The sequence below is a fragment of the Chitinophaga sp. YR573 genome (genome assembly GCF_900110995.1).
Taxonomy (GTDB): Bacteria; Bacteroidota; Bacteroidia; order Chitinophagales; family Chitinophagaceae; genus Chitinophaga.
Genome location: NZ_FOJF01000001.1, coordinates 3460889 through 3476291, shown reverse-complemented (window position 1 = coordinate 3476291; position 15403 = coordinate 3460889). Strand labels below are relative to the sequence as shown.

Sequence of the window (15403 nt, the reverse complement as noted above, 5' to 3'; positions counted from 1 at the left end):
CATAAAGTGTATATTTTTGCGTTTCAGTTTTCTTAATAATTATTAATTACATACCCACTATGGGAAGGATATTTGAAGTAAGAAAGTCAACCATGTTTGCCCGTTGGGACAAGATGGCTAAACAGTTTAGCAGGATCGGTAAGGAAATCGCGATGGCTGTAAAGAATAGCGGTCCTGATCCTGATAATAACCCTGCATTGCGAAGATGTATAGTTAACGCCAAAGGTGTTAACATGCCAAAAGATCGTATAGATGCCGCTATCAAGCGGGCTATGGGTAAAGACAAAACCGACTACGAAGAGGTTGTATATGAGGGATATGCACCACACGGCGTAGCGATTGTAGTAGATACGGCTACAGACAACTCTACCCGTACAGTAGCGAATGTGCGTATGCACTTCAATAAAATGGGTGGTAGCCTCGGTAACAGTGGCTCTGTGGGCTTCCTGTTTACCCGTATGGGAGAATTCAAGATCAACAATGAAGGCATGAATATGGAAGATCTGGAACTGGAACTGATTGATGCCGGTTTGGAAGAGATCGGGGAAGACAGCGAAGGTAATATCATATTGCGTACAGCATTCAGTGATTTCGGAAACATGTCTAAAGCACTGGAAGAGAAGAATATCACGCCTATCAGCTCTGAACTGAAACGTATTCCTAGTACTACTGTAGAATTAAATGAAGAGCAGGCCAAAGAAGTACTTGAGCTGGTAGATCGTCTGGAACAGGATGATGACGTACAGCAGGTGTTTCACAACCTCAGATAATAATTAGCGTAAAAGAAAAAGCTCCGTTCTGGTTATCAGAACGGAGCTTTTTCTTTTATACTTTAGGTGATTACAGCACGCGACAGGCCTCATTGTCTGTTACCAGGCGTAATCCCTTACCATGAATCGTTTCCAGTTTTACAGTACCGTCCAGCTTAAAGTGTTTGCGGATACGTGTAAGATACACGTCCATGCTGCGGCCGGTAAAGAAATCGTCATTACCCCAAACGCTTAACAATATTACATCTCTCTTCAGGCGTTTATTGGGATTCTCACAAAGGTATTTCAACAGTTCTGCTTCTTTAGGAGGCAGGTTAATATTGGTATTGGTTGGTTCATGATAAATCTTGAATTCACTATAGTTGAATACCAGGCTACCCAGGTTAAAAATGATCTGTTTATCATTTTGTAAAAGGCGGCTTCTCTTCATGAATACTTCCATCCGGCAAAGCAACTCCTCCATATTGAAGGGTTTTACCAGGTAGTCATCCCCTCCGGCTTCGAAACCGTTGAGTTTGTCCTGTTCCATGTAACGGGAAGAAGCAAAGATTATAGGAACGTTTTCATCCTTATCGCGGATTTCCCGGGCCAGCGCAAAGCCATCCATCCCAGGCATGATTACATCAAGAAGGCAAATATCAAAAGGACGCTCCTGAAATGCTGCCCATCCCTCCTCTCCATTGGCACAATGCACTACATTATAACCTGCTTTTTCAAGCTGATTTTTTATAACCTTGGCAAAAAAGTGGTCGTCTTCTACTAAAAGAACTCCTGCTTTCATAAATGGATTTGGGTTGATTTGTTAATCAAAGAGGTAATCCTGCTACTGCTACATACACGCATCAGAAAAACCATAGTTTTCAACAGTATAACGTGGACTGAATTGTTTATCTAATTTAGCTATATTCCTACTTAAATTTAAGAAGTACAACTTATATTTCTGTATTCATTTTATTCATTATTCACAAATGATAAAGTATACATGTTTAATGTATTAATTATCAAAGGTATTTATGAAAAACCTATCTTTTTTTTAGAGTAAATGCAGTGAGTAGAGCCGTGGATAAATTTATTATCAAATCCATGTTATATGATAATATTACAAAATAGTTTTATAATATTTGCATAAGTACTTAGTCTTTTATTCAAACCTACAACTATAGTTAAAAACAAAACGCAAGGCAGATCATGCCTTGCGTTAGTTTTTTATATCAAAAGGAGTCCTATTCTTCTACCATTTCCAGTACTATCCTTATCACATCTTCCACATTAGGCTTGGAGAAGTAATCCCCGTCAGAGCCATAAGCAGGGCGATGAGCCTGTGCACTCAATGTACGCGGAGCAACATCCAGCCAGCGATAACCGCCCTGTAGTTCCATTACCTGCTGGTACAGATAGGCAGACCCGCCTCCTGGTACATCCTCATCAACGAAAAGGATGCGGTTGGTCTTTTTCAGGGATTCTACTATACTGTGATTGATATCAAAAGGCAGCAATGTTTGTACATCGATCAGTTCGCAGGAGATATCCAGCTGTTTCAGCGTTACCAGTGCTTCTTCTATAATACGCAGTGTGGAACCGTAAGAAACGATAGTGATATCGTTACCCTCATGCAGCACTTCCGGTATACCCAACGGAACCGTGAATTTGTCCAGGTTCTGAGGTAATTTTTCTTTCAGGCGGTAGCCATTCAGGGATTCAATTACCAGGGCAGGTTCATTAGCAGCCAGTAAGCTGTTGTACATACCGGCAGCCTGTACCATGTTACGTGGTACACATACATTCATGCCTCTTAAAGCGCCCAGGATCATCCCCATAGGTGATCCGGAATGCCAGATACCTTCCAGTCTGTGTCCTCTTGTACGTACTATAATCGGGCAATGCTGTATTCCTTTAGTGCGGTATTGCAGGCTGGCCACATCGTCGCTCAGTGGCTGAAGACCATACAGCAGATAATCCAGGTACTGGATTTCTGCGATAGGGCGGAGACCACGTAAAGCCATCCCGATGCCCTGCCCCATGATGGTCAGTTCACGGATGCCTGTATCGAAGATGCGTTGTGTACCATGTTTCTGCTGTAATCCGGCAAATCCCTGGTTTACGTCGCCGATATGTCCTACGTCTTCACCAAAGGCGAATACACGGGGATCGTTCTCTATCAGCTGATCGAAGTATTTATTCAGTATTTCGTATCCGTTCAGAGAATGAGCATCCTCTTCATATTCTGCTGGTACTACAGGCACATTCAGTACTGAGTTTACACCGGTGGCATGGAGCAGGGAGTTATAATTCTCCTTTTCCAGCTTCAGCATATTCTCATAGAACGTTTTCAGTTCAGCAACTGCGGAAGATTTGATCTTCTTATGATGGAACAGGATGCTGGCAGCTGTTTTCAGCACATCCCTGCGTAATGGTTCACGGTTGATCTGCAGTTCATGCAACAGACCATTGATCATGGCCTTATCTGTATGAGGTACGGCAGCAACAGCCTTACCATGCGCCAATACCGCGTCTACCTGTTCGCGGATAGGTAAAATGTACTTGTTCCAGGCGCTTTTACGGGCATCTACAGCAATAGTCTTTGCTTTTGCTTCTATTGTCAGCAGGGTAGCTTCATCAGCCAGGGCATTTTCCAGGATCCATTCACGCATCTGTGAGTTACAGTCGTATTCTTTCTCCCAGCTCAGCCTGTCTTTTGTTTTATAGCGTTCATGAGAACCGCTGGTAGAATGGCCTTGTGGCTGTGTCAGCTCTTCCACATGGAATAATGCCGGGATATGTGTTTCGCGGATCTTACGGATACCTGCTTCGAACACTTCGCACATGCCGGCATAATCCCAGCCTTTCACATTGTAGATATCGAAGCCATTAGTGTCTTCTGCTTTGCGGAAGCCTTCCATGGCAAGACTGATAGAGTCTTTAGTGGTCTGATATTCCCGTTGAACGGAGATACCGTACCCATCATCCCATACAAATACGGCCAGGGGTACCTGAAGTACACCGGCAGCGTTCATAGTTTCCCAGAAATGGCCTTCAGAAGTAGAAGCATCGCCGATGGTGGCAAAGCATACTTCGTTTCCATTATTGGAAAGCTGGGAGAATGATTTCAGCACTTCCACTTCGCGGAATAACTTTGAAGCAAAGGCTAATCCCAATGCACGCGGCATTTGCGCGGCGGTGGGAGACATATCAGTAGCAGTATTCTTTATTTTGGTAAGGTCGAGCCACTTACCATCCTGATCCAGGTTGGGTGTGGCAAAATGTGCATTCATCTGCCTTCCTCCGGAGAATGGCTCGTTGGCCAGGTCCGGATCAGCATACATTTGTGAAAAGAATTGTTCCGGAGTGGCAATACCACTGGCAAAAGCAAAGGTCTGGTCACGGTAGTAACCGGAACGAAAGTCTCCAGGCTGGAAGTATTTGGCCATGGCTACCTGAGCCACTTCCTTTCCATCCCCGAAAATACCGAACTTAGCCTTACCTGTAAGGACTTCCTTACGGGCCAGCAGACTAACTTCCCTGCTTTCACAGGCCAGTCGGTAATCATTTAGCACTTCTTTCCGAAATTCTTCGAATGACAACCGGCTTTCCGTATTCATAGTCAGTTCATTGTTTTCTATCATGCCTCATTGTTATGGTACAAAAGTAAGGTTAAATTATACAGTTGTGAAATGCCTGAAAATACATGCATTAAAATAATCTTATTTTTTTTAATAAGATTTTAATAAATTCTCTGACGATAGATTATTTTTGGCTGTAAATTTGTTACACAGACGATGATCATTTTTAACCAATCGTTTAAAACACCCTTAATGATGAAAAAGTTTATCTTATCCCTATTTGCGAGCATGTTGGTAACTACGGCTATCTTTGCTCAAGCGCAAAGCGGAACAACAACACCAGCAAACCCTGTTGATGCTAAAGTAAAGTTTAAACAGGAAAGCATTGATTTTGGTAAAACTAAGCTGAACAAACCAGTTTCAGTTGATTTTGAATTTACCAACACCTCAAAAGAACCAGTATTAGTTGAAACAGCCCGCGCAAGTTGCGGTTGTACTACTCCTACCTGGACTAAAGAACCAATCTTACCTGGTAAGAAAGGTAAAATTACTGCTGGTTACAGTGCAAACAGTGTAGGTCAGCAGAACAAAACTATCTGGGTTAAGCTGAAAGGAGTAGATCAGGACAAAGAATTACACCTGACAGGAACAGTAGAAAACTAATTTTCTTACTTGCGCAGTTTAACTGCATCCAGTAAAATATTAAGCCTTGCAGTTTAACTGTAAGGCTTTTTTATTCAGGTAATTTCCTCTGTCTTATATCCCCTACCTTTGTATACGCAAAATCAAAACATTTTATGCCTACCATTAGTAAGAGAGGAGAGCAAATGCCGTCTTCCCCCATCCGGAAATTAGTCCCTTATGCAGAAGCTGCCAAGAAAAAGGGGATTAAGGTGTATCACCTTAACATCGGGCAGCCGGATATTGAAACACCAAAACCAGTGCTGGATGCGGTACGCCATTCAGATTTCAAAGTACTTGAATACAGTCATAGTGCGGGTAATGAAAGTTATCGCCGTAAGCTGGTGACCTATTACAACAGGTTTGATATTCAGCTTACACATGAGCAGATTATTGTTACTACAGGAGGCTCTGAGGCGATCCTGTTTGCCTTTATGGCCTGCCTGGATGCGGGTGATGAAGTGCTGGTACCAGAACCCTTTTATGCTAATTACAACGGTTTTGCGGTAGAAGCAGGTATTAAGGTACAGACGATCACTTCTCATATAGAAAGTGGATTTGCGCTGCCTGCTATGGAAGATTTTGAAAAAGCCATTACCCCACGTACAAAGGCAATCATGATCTGCAATCCTAACAACCCTACCGGTTATTTATATAGCCGTGAAGAGCTGGAAGTACTGAAGCAGGTATGTCTGCGTCATAATTTATATCTCTTCTCTGATGAGGCTTACAGGGAGTTCTGCTATACGGGAGAACATTTCTCAGCTATGAACCTGGAAGGACTGGAGAACAATGTGATATTAATGGATACTATCTCCAAACGTTATAGTGCCTGTGGCGGACGTATAGGTGCGCTGGTAACTAAAAATCAGGCAGTACTGGATGCAGTGCTGAAATTTGCACAGGCCCGTCTGAGCCCTCCTTCTTTTGCGCAGATAGCCGGAGAAGCTGCTGTAGACCTGCCGGTTAATTATTTTGATGAGATAAAGGCAGAGTATCAAAGCCGCCGTGATGTGCTGGTAGAGATGCTGAATAAGATGCCGGGGGTATTTTGCCCTAATCCGGGAGGAGCGTTTTATGCGATTGCCCGTTTACCTATTGATGATGCAGATAAATTCTGCCAGTGGATACTGGAATCTTTCTCTTACGAACAGCAGACGGTGATGTTATCCCCTGCTACCGGTTTTTATGCAACCCCCGGGTTAGGTAAGAACGAGGTAAGGCTGGCTTATGTACTGAACAAGGAAGATATTCGTAAGGCGATGACCTGTTTATCCAGGGCATTGGAAGTTTATCCGGGCAAAACTGCACAAAGGAACGGTTCAGTTTTGTTTGGCGAGAGACATTAAATACACAGTAATCACATTATATAAAATTCTATATAATGTGATTATTCTTATTTCTGCCATTTTTATGCTAAAACAGCTCCTTTTTTGCATTATAAAAAAATCTATATTTACTTTTTTAGATAAAAAGAGCATTTTTTATACTGAAAATGTTTTTTAGTTCAATTTTGTTTGTATATTTGAATTGTGAACGGCAGCAAACAGATATAGAGTGAAGTAAAAGAGTTGCCAAAGCGAAGACCAAAGAAAGAGGTTTAGCATAAAATTAACCTTCGTAATTTTTTTGAACGTTTTTTAGGAACGACCTTTGACTTATCAACACAGAAGGATAGAATTATCAAATTTCTGTCAATTCTGAAAAAAAGTTTAAGATAAACTAAAACGTTTTAGCTAAATACCGTATTTTTGTATCAGTTTTTCATAACGTGGAATTTATAAAGGCAAACGGCTCCGATCACGGAGCCGTATTTTTTTGCCCATACCTCTCCTCTATCCACTCATTATCAATCTTATAGCAATTATATTCCCTCATCCGAACCGGATATGGTTAATACTTTCTTCTCGTTTAGCAGCCGGGGCAAAAACAGGTTTAAACGAAAAACGGCCCGGAAATTCCGGACCGCTCTATATTTATTTTCTTTTCTTTTTACATGTGCTTCCTGATCATACTGAAGAAGTCATCGAAGAGGTAACGGCTATCGTGAGGACCAGGAGTTGATTCCGGATGGTACTGTACGGAGAATGCCGGTTTATTCTTAATACGGATACCTTCTATTGACTCATCGTTCAGGTTCACGTGTGTGATCTCTACTGTAGTACTGGCAGCAATTGCTTTAGGATCTACCGCAAAACCGTGGTTCTGGGTAGTGATCTCGCAACGACCGGTAGCCAGGTTCTTTACCGGGTGGTTCAGACCACGGTGACCATGGTGCATTTTGTATGTAGGGATATCGTTTGCCAGGGCAAGCAGCTGATGACCTAAGCAGATACCAAACATTGGACGACTGGCATCCAGGATCTTCTTCACAGTGGTTACTGCATATTTCAGGGGAGCCGGATCACCGGGACCGTTAGAAATGAAGTAAGCGTTAGGTTTGAACTTCTCACACTCTTCGAAAGTAGTATCTGTAGGAAATACCTGCAGGTAAGCGCCCTTTTCAGACAGGCATTTCAGCATGTTACGCTTAACACCATTGTCCAGCACTGCGATACGGATATCAGCAGACGGGTCACCAATATTATAAGGTTCTTTTGTACTTACTTCAGCACAGAGTGCCAGACCTTCCATAGAAGGTACTTTAGCCAGTTCTGCCTTCAGTTGGTCAATATCGAGAATTTCAGAAGAGATGATGCAGTTCATTGCACCTTTACTGCGAATATGAGACACCAAAGCGCGGGTATCTACATCATAGATGGCTACCAGGTTGTTATCCTTTAAAAACTGCTCTATGGAGCCGTCTGCCATCTGTCTGGAGTGATTGTAAGAGATATTCTTGCATATTAATCCACTGATCTTTACACTTTCACTCTCTACATCGTCTTTCTTAACACCATAGTTACCTACGTAGCAGTTATTCATGATCAATACCTGCCCTTTGTAAGAAGGGTCCGTAAATACTTCCTGGTATCCGGTCATTCCCGTGTTAAAACACAATTCACCAGATGCGGTGCCAATTTTACCAAAAGCTTTTCCCTGATATACCGTACCATCGTCTAACAACAGTATGGCTGGCTGTATTGATCTTGTCTGAGGCATGCTTATTTTTCGTTTTAAAAAATCGTGCAAAGTTATTGAATTAAAGGTTAAGAATTAATAATTGCCCATATTAATTCTCAAGCTTTAATTTTCAATTACTTAATGCGGATCGATTTTATAATACGCTGAGCTGCCAGAGATGCGGTTGTATCGTCTTCCCTGTAACGGATAGCTATCTGCCAGCGGTGTTGTCCGCTTACCAGTAACAGGTTACAAAAGGAAAGCCGGATAGCATTCTTAAAGGCGAAAGTTCCCTGTTGCAAGAGGGCGTCTATGCCACTTTGCATTACCGGGCTGGAAGTGTATTTGAGATCAGAGATCTCTCCGGATTTCTTCATTTCGTCAGCAGCGGCTACGCCAGCTACTTCCAGGTCGTTAGAGATGTTCGGGCGGTAGCTGTACATGTTCACTTCTATCTGCATACCATCATCGCCCCTGTTGCGGTAGCTTTTGGCATATTCTACCAGCTGCGCGATTTCCGGTATGAGTGGTTTGTCGTCAACTCCGAGGTGCATAGGCGTACTGATTTCCAATGCCTGACGGCCAATAACAGCTGTTTCCCAGGATTTATACAGAGAGGCTTTATTTAGTTTAGGGAAGATCATGCCGTATACGACACGTTTGCCGAAGTAGCCACCAGCTACCGCAGCCACCCCAATCACCAGAATGAGGGTGAGGAGTACTCCCCTTCTGCCTACCTGTTTGAGATAACGTTGTTTGAGGATGGTCAGACGGCTGGTTTTTACACCATTTGTCTCCACCGCAACTTCCTGCTGGAAATCTTCGAAGTTACTTTCAGGGCGCTTATTCTTCCATTCGGAATAATTATTTTCTAATTTCTTTTCACATTGACCGCAAAAGGTGAGGAACTCCGATCGCAGTTCATTATAGTGCCCACAGCTCTTACATTTCAGGTATATCATAAAATAGAGGGATTTAAAAACCAACCTTCCGGCGACAAACCATCAGGTTCAGAATGCGATATTACAAAAAATTATAATCAATACATATCCCTTTTACTTAATATCCTGACTATCATGCATAAAAAAATCCCGGGAAATAATCCCGGGACCTCTTTATAAGTTTAAGCTGTGCTAAACTACTATTCAGCTGCTTTTTCTTCAGTTGCATCTGTACCTTCTTCACCAGCTTTTTTCTTTGCACCACCGGCACGACGAGTTTTCTTAGCAGGAGCAGCTTCTTTTTCTGCTTTACCACCATAGATCTCGTTGAAGTCAACCAGTTCAATCAAAGCAACTTCAGCGTTGTCACCAACACGTTTGCCTAACTTGATGATACGGGTGTAACCACCTGGACGGTTTGCGATTTTTTCGCTGATAAGACCAAACAGTTCCTTGATAGCTTCCTTTTCCTGCAGATAGCTGAACACAATTCTACGGTTGTGGGTAGAATCGGTCTTTCCTCTTGTGAGCAAAGGCTCAACATAAACGCGCAGCGCCTTCGCCTTAGCGAGGGTAGTGTTGATACGTTTGTGTCTGATCAGTTCGCAAGCCAGGTTAGATAACAGGGCCTTACGGTGAGCAGAAGTTCTGCTCAGTTTGTTTAATTTTACTCCGTGACGCATGACTATTTGTTTTAGATTTCCCCTATACCGTGTCAGGAATTACAGGGTACTTGTTTAATATAAATGTAAAAGCCGGCAACAGTTCTACCAGGTAGCGCTGTTTCCGGCTTTTATATGTGACTATTCTTCGTCGAGTTTCAGTTTGGACAGATCCATACCGAAGTGCAGACCTCTTTCGTTCAGAACCTGTTCGATTTCGCTCAGGGATTTCTGACCAAAGTTTCTGAATTTCATCAGTTCTTCCTGTTCGTACTGTACCAGTTCGCTCAGGGAGTTGATTTTCGCAGCTTTCAGACAGTTGAAAGCACGAACACTCAAGTCCAGATCTTCCAGTGGCGTTTTCAGGATCTTACGCAGCTGAAGCGTTTGTTCGTCAACAACATCTTCTTTTTCAGTGTCCTTGGTATCAAAGCTGATGTTTTCATCAGTGATGATCATAAGGTGTTGTATCAGAATGCGGGAAGCCTGTTTTACAGCTTCTTCCGGGTGGATGGTACCATCAGTGATCACTTCCATGATCAGTTTCTCGTAATCCGTCTTTTGTTCCACACGGGTATTTTCGATGCTATACTTTACGTTCTTGATTGGAGTAAAGATAGAATCTATCGCTATATAACCGAAAACGGCATCTTTAGGCTTATTCTCTTCTGCAGGTACATAACCACGGCCTTTACCGATAGTTAACTCGATATCCAGCTTTGCGGAAGGATCAAGAGTACAGATCAACAGTTCAGGGTTCATGATCTGGAAAGCACTTGTAGCTTTCTCGATCAGATCTGCACGGAATTCTGTTTTACCTTTTATGGAAATCTGAATTTTTTCGTTGCTTACTTCATTTTCAACTATCCTTTTAAAACGAACCTGTTTCAGGTTCAGGATAATTTCTGTTACGTCTTCAGTAATTCCTTTTAAAGTAGCAAATTCATGATCTGCGCCTTCAATTTTTATTCCCACAATGGCATAACCCTCCAGAGAAGACAGCAGTACACGACGAAGCGCGTTACCCACGGTCACCCCATAACCCGGTTCTAATGGCCGGAATTCGAATTGAGCTTCAAAGTCAGTTGACTTTTGCAAAACGATCTTATCAGGCTTTTGGAAATTCAGAATTGCCATTGATATGCTAAGTTTAATTGTTTATGTAAAACAGCCATAGTCATTAACATGCAGTCATTAGTGACCGGCGCAATTTATTTACGCTGATTACTAATGACCCATGACTAACGACTAGTGACATATTATTATTTAGAGTACAATTCGACGATCAGCTGTTCCTTGATATTTTCCGGAACACTTTCTCTCTCAGGGTATGCAATGAAAACACCTTTCAGTTCTTTTTCATTCCAATCCAACCAGCTGAACTTGGGGTTCTTACCGCGAATGTTGCTAGTGATAGCAGTATTAGCAGCGGCTGAAGGTTTCAGAGCGATCACATCACCTGGTTTCAGCTGATGAGAAGCGATATTGTTTACTTCACCGTTAACAGTGATATGTTTGTGAGATACAAGCTGGCGTGCAGCAGGACGTGATGCAGCAAGTCCTAAGCGGAATACCGCGTTATCCAGACGAGCTTCCAGTAATTTGATCAATACTTCACCGGTAACACCTTTACGACGGGTAGCTTCATCAAACAGGTTAGCGAACTGGCGCTCTAATACACCATAAGTGTATTTTGCTTTTTGTTTTTCACGTAACTGAAGAGCATATTCTCCCAATTGCTTACGCTTCTTGGTTCCACCGTGCTGGCCGGGAGGATTGCTGTTTTTGCCTAAATACTTTCCGTTACCCAGAATTGGTTCTCCGAAAATTCTGCAGATTCTTGTCTTGGGCCCTGTATACCTTGCCATGTTATTAAACAGATTTTTTAGTTGCGATGTATGATCTTTAAAAAATCTTAAACCTGATCATACACCCATTGTTAATGTTAAAGTTAAAGTGCAAAATCGAAAGCAGTAAGTGAGAAGATTTCTTCCAACTTTCAACTTTCGAAATTCCACTCTATGTGTAATTCCTAAACTCTTCTCTTCTTTGGAGGACGACAACCGTTGTGCGGTAAAGGCGTAACGTCTTTGATCATGTTCACCTCGATGCCGGAGTTAGCGATAGCGCGGATAGCACTTTCACGACCTGCACCTGGTCCTTTTACAAAAACATCTGCTCTTTTCAGCCCTGCGTCGATTGCTGTTTTAGCAGCATCAGAAGCAGCCAGCTGGGCAGCATACGGAGTGTTCTTTTTAGAACCTTTAAAACCCATCTTACCAGCAGTAGACCAGGAGATTACCTGACCCTGTTTGTTGGTAATGCTGATGATAATGTTATTGAAACTAGCAGAGATGTGAACATCACCGTAGTTATCTACTTTAACTACCCTCTTTTTGCTAGCAGCAGTTTTTTGATTTGTTGCTTTTGCCATAATTATATAAAATTCCAGGTTCCAGGTTCCAACTTCCGCTTGTCATGTAAACGACTATTGGAAACAGGAACTTGTTATTTGTAATATCAAGTTTATTTCTTCGGCGCCTTTTTCTTACCTGCAACCGTCTTACGCTTACCTTTACGGGTACGGCTGTTGGTACGTGTACGCTGACCTCTTAATGGTAAACCTTTCCTGTGACGCAGACCACGATAGCAGGCGATATCCAGCAAACGCTTGATATTCATCTGAATCTCGGAACGCAGCTGACCTTCAACCTTGAACTCAGCATTAATGATGTTACGGATAGCACCCTGCTCATCATCATTCCAGTCCTTAACCTTTTTGCTAAAGTCGATCTTAGCTGTTTCCAGGATATATTGGGCGTGGGAACGGCCAATACCATAGATATAGGTCAGGCCTATTACTCCTCTTTTATTTTTAGGAAGATCTATACCGGCTATACGTGCCATATTTGTATTTTAGATTTACTAATTACTAATTAATGATTATCCCTGACGTTGTTTAAAACGGGGATTCTTTTTGTTGATTACCAACAATTTTCCATGGCGGCGCACAATCTTACAATCTGCACTTCTTTTTTTTATGGAAGCTCTAACTCTCATAAGTTATAAGTTATAATTCTGTTTGTTATTATTTATATCTGAATATGATTCTTCCCCTGCTTAAATCGTATGGACTCATCTCCACTCCCACTTTATCGCCTGGCAGGATGCGTATATAGTGCATTCTCATTTTTCCAGAAATGGTAGCCAATATCTCGTGTCCGTTTTCCAGTTTTACCCGGAACATAGCGTTAGACAAGGCTTCTAGTATTATTCCATCCTGTTTAATGAGTGCCTGTTTTGCCATAAAAATTTTTAGGACTGCAAAGATAGCAAAATCTTAAGAAAAAATAAAATTAATAAAATAAACGTGAATAATTAATCTCGGCTGGGATTGCTATTGCAGCCATAGTGTTAATTATCAATAGTTTGCAGTTAAAGCTGGATTATTCTGTTCCGCTTTTTCTATGCCTGCAAAAGAGGAAAGCACGTCTGCCTTACCTTTCATGATAGCCACTGTGTGTTCGAAGTGAACAGATGGTTTTTCATCGCGGGTGATGACAGTCCAGCCATCTTCCAGGTACTCCACATCTTTACCACCCAGGTTCACCATAGGCTCTATAGCGATGACCAATCCTTCCTTCATGATAGGACCGCTACCACGTTTGCCATAATTAGGCACCTGGGGGTCTTCATGCAGGTTACGGCCAAGGCCGTGGCCTACCAGTTCGCGAACCACACCGTAGCCGCGTTCCTTCTCTGTATGCTCCTGAATGGCATTACCGATATCGCCGACGCGGTTACCTACTACAGCTTTCTCTATACCTTTATAAAGGGCAGCCTTGGTTTCCTTCATCAGTTGCAGGATCTCAGGCTTTACATTGCCAATAGCGAATGTATAAGCACTGTCTCCATGGAAGCCGTTGAGGAATACCCCAACATCTACACTGATGATATCTCCGTCCTGTAATACGTATGCATTAGGGATACCGTGTACTACTTCCGAGTTAACGGAAGCACAGATACTTTTAGGGAAGCCTTTATAGTTTTTGAAAGATGGGGTAGCACCGTTTGCCAGGATGAACTTTTCCGCTATTTCATCAACTTCCAGCGTACTCATTCCCGGTTTTAATTTACTGGCTACTTCTTCTAATGTAGCACTAACCAATAATGCGCTTTTACGCATCAGCTCAATTTCATCCTTAGTTTTGTAATGCACCATAGTTTAAAAACGGGTTGGAAAAGTTCAAATGCGGAGTAATCTGCCGCGGATATATTAAAAAGTTAAGCCACTAAAGCATAAATCCTGCAGAAAGGCTATTCCCTGCTGTTGGCTTTATGCTTCTGTGGCTTTATTTTAATGTAGCCGAAATCAACTAGACGTTAGCAGGGGCTGTTCTGCCCTTGATTCTGCCGGTACTCATCAGGCCATCGTAGTGACGCATGAGGAGCTGGCTTTCAATTTGCTGCAATGTATCGAGGATAACACCTACCATGATCAGGAGGGAGGTACCACCGAAGAAAGAAGCAAAGTTGCTATTGATATGTACAGCAGCAGCCACACCAGGCAGGATACCTACCATTGCCAGGAAGAATGCTCCCGGTAAAGTGATGCGGTCCATTACAGCACCTATGTAATCAGCAGTTGCCTTACCTGGTTTAACACCTGGTACGAAACCGTTGTTACGTTTCATTTCATCCGCCATCTGAGTTGGGTTAAAGATCAACGCAGTATAGAAGTAAGTGAACACGATCACGAGTACCGCGTAGATTACATTATACCAACCGTTTGTATGATCACTGAAGATGCGAATGAAACCTGAAGCACTGTCGGAGGTTGCGAATCCGATTGCAGTTGCAGGAATAAACATAATTGCCTGGGCAAAGATGATAGGCATAACACCCGCTGCATTCACCTTTAAAGGGATGAACTGGCGAACGCCACCAAATTGTTTGTTTCCTACTATACGTTTTGCATAGTTCACAGGTATCTTACGAGTACCCTGAACCAGCAGGATCAGTCCTATAGTGATGAATATGAAAACAGCCAGTTCTATCAGGAACACCAACAGACCGCCACCGGCTTCTGTAGTTCTGGAAGTGAACTCCTGAATAAGCGCCTGCGGGAGACGAGCCAGGATTCCGACCATGATGATGATAGATGTACCGTTACCAATACCTTTATCTGTGATTTTTTCACCCAGCCACATTACGAACAGGGTACCTGCTGTAAGGACGATGGTGGTAGTTAACCAGAAGAAGAAGGTACCGTATTCAGCTATGATAGCACCGCTGGACTGGTTTTTCAGGAACGCTACGTAAGCGCTGGCCTGGAAACCTGTAACCACTACGGTGAGTATACGGGTAAACTGGTTGATTTTTTTCCGGCCGCTCTCACCTTCTTTCTGCAGTTTCTGGAAATACGGTACTGCTATAGTCAGCAGCTGTATTGCGATAGACGCAGAAATGAAAGGCATGATTCCCAGCGCGAAGATAGAAGCTCTGGAAAACGAACCACCGGCAAACATGTTGAACAGTCCGAGAATACCCTGGTTAGATTTTTCAGAGAACTGGTGCAATAGGTTGGCATCGATACCGGGTAACACGATATAGGATCCTACACGATAAATTAGGACAAGGAGCAAAGTAGTGAGGATTCTGCTACGCAAATCCTCGATGCTCCAGATATTCTTAATCGTTTCGATAAATTTCTTCACAGGAAGAGA

The 15403-nt window shown here is 42.7% G+C and carries 16 protein-coding genes; 3 read left to right on the top strand and 13 right to left on the bottom strand.

Going from position 1 to position 15403, the window contains the following annotated elements:
- The first annotated feature begins 59 nt into the window (after positions 1-59).
- A complete protein-coding gene (locus BMW86_RS14740) occupies positions 60-770 on the top strand; it encodes a YebC/PmpR family DNA-binding transcriptional regulator (protein ID WP_089782497.1) in 711 nt (236 codons plus the stop codon).
- Positions 771-840: 70 nt separating this feature from the next.
- Here the strand turns inward: BMW86_RS14740 and BMW86_RS14735 are convergent, their stop codons facing one another.
- Positions 841-1551 carry a response regulator transcription factor gene (locus BMW86_RS14735; protein WP_089782496.1) on the bottom strand — a complete coding sequence of 237 codons (711 nt, stop codon included), beginning with the start codon at positions 1549-1551 and terminating at the stop codon, positions 841-843.
- 442 nt (positions 1552-1993) lie between these two features.
- A complete protein-coding gene (locus BMW86_RS14730) occupies positions 1994-4393 on the bottom strand; it encodes an alpha-ketoacid dehydrogenase subunit alpha/beta (RefSeq protein WP_089782495.1) in 2400 nt (799 codons plus the stop codon).
- 189 nt (positions 4394-4582) lie between these two features.
- Between BMW86_RS14730 and BMW86_RS14725 the strand changes: the two genes are divergently transcribed.
- On the top strand, positions 4583-4993 hold the full coding sequence (locus tag BMW86_RS14725; protein WP_255372926.1) for a DUF1573 domain-containing protein: 411 nt from the start codon (positions 4583-4585) through the stop codon (positions 4991-4993).
- Between the two features lie 134 nt (positions 4994-5127).
- Entirely contained in the window at positions 5128-6360 is a 1233-nt protein-coding gene (locus BMW86_RS14720; protein ID WP_089782494.1) for a pyridoxal phosphate-dependent aminotransferase, read from the top strand.
- A gap of 643 nt (positions 6361-7003) precedes the next feature.
- On the opposite strand, the gene carA is transcribed toward BMW86_RS14720, so the two are convergent.
- The 11 genes from carA to secY form a co-directional block, all read right to left on the bottom strand.
- The gene (carA, locus tag BMW86_RS14715) at positions 7004-8113 is read right to left on the bottom strand and encodes a glutamine-hydrolyzing carbamoyl-phosphate synthase small subunit (RefSeq protein ID WP_089782493.1); all 1110 of its coding nucleotides are present in this window, start codon (positions 8111-8113) and stop codon (positions 7004-7006) included.
- A 95-nt stretch (positions 8114-8208) separates the two neighbouring features.
- Positions 8209-9036: a hypothetical protein gene (locus BMW86_RS14710; RefSeq protein ID WP_089782492.1), complete on the bottom strand. Its 828-nt coding sequence runs from the start codon at positions 9034-9036 to the stop codon at positions 8209-8211.
- Between the two features lie 179 nt (positions 9037-9215).
- Positions 9216-9698 carry a 50S ribosomal protein L17 gene (gene rplQ / locus BMW86_RS14705; protein WP_089782491.1) on the bottom strand — a complete coding sequence of 161 codons (483 nt, stop codon included), beginning with the start codon at positions 9696-9698 and terminating at the stop codon, positions 9216-9218.
- Positions 9699-9818: 120 nt separating this feature from the next.
- A complete protein-coding gene (locus tag BMW86_RS14700) occupies positions 9819-10814 on the bottom strand; it encodes a DNA-directed RNA polymerase subunit alpha (RefSeq protein WP_089782490.1) in 996 nt (331 codons plus the stop codon).
- Between the two features lie 125 nt (positions 10815-10939).
- The gene (gene rpsD / locus BMW86_RS14695) at positions 10940-11545 is read right to left on the bottom strand and encodes a 30S ribosomal protein S4 (RefSeq protein ID WP_089782489.1); all 606 of its coding nucleotides are present in this window, start codon (positions 11543-11545) and stop codon (positions 10940-10942) included.
- Between the two features lie 164 nt (positions 11546-11709).
- A complete protein-coding gene (gene rpsK / locus BMW86_RS14690; protein WP_089782488.1) occupies positions 11710-12111 on the bottom strand; it encodes a 30S ribosomal protein S11 in 402 nt (133 codons plus the stop codon).
- 92 nt (positions 12112-12203) lie between these two features.
- Positions 12204-12584 (bottom strand): 30S ribosomal protein S13, encoded by a 381-nt coding sequence (gene rpsM / locus BMW86_RS14685; protein WP_089782487.1) that lies wholly within the window; start codon positions 12582-12584, stop codon positions 12204-12206.
- A gap of 36 nt (positions 12585-12620) precedes the next feature.
- Positions 12621-12737: a 50S ribosomal protein L36 gene (gene rpmJ / locus BMW86_RS14680; RefSeq protein ID WP_089782486.1), complete on the bottom strand. Its 117-nt coding sequence runs from the start codon at positions 12735-12737 to the stop codon at positions 12621-12623.
- Positions 12738-12765: 28 nt separating this feature from the next.
- The gene (infA, locus tag BMW86_RS14675) at positions 12766-12984 is read right to left on the bottom strand and encodes a translation initiation factor IF-1 (RefSeq protein WP_012789309.1); all 219 of its coding nucleotides are present in this window, start codon (positions 12982-12984) and stop codon (positions 12766-12768) included.
- A gap of 114 nt (positions 12985-13098) precedes the next feature.
- The gene (map, locus tag BMW86_RS14670; RefSeq protein ID WP_089782485.1) at positions 13099-13899 is read right to left on the bottom strand and encodes a type I methionyl aminopeptidase; all 801 of its coding nucleotides are present in this window, start codon (positions 13897-13899) and stop codon (positions 13099-13101) included.
- Between the two features lie 154 nt (positions 13900-14053).
- Positions 14054-15394: a preprotein translocase subunit SecY gene (gene secY / locus BMW86_RS14665; RefSeq protein WP_089782484.1), complete on the bottom strand. Its 1341-nt coding sequence runs from the start codon at positions 15392-15394 to the stop codon at positions 14054-14056.
- Between the last annotated feature and the right edge of the window lie 9 nt (positions 15395-15403).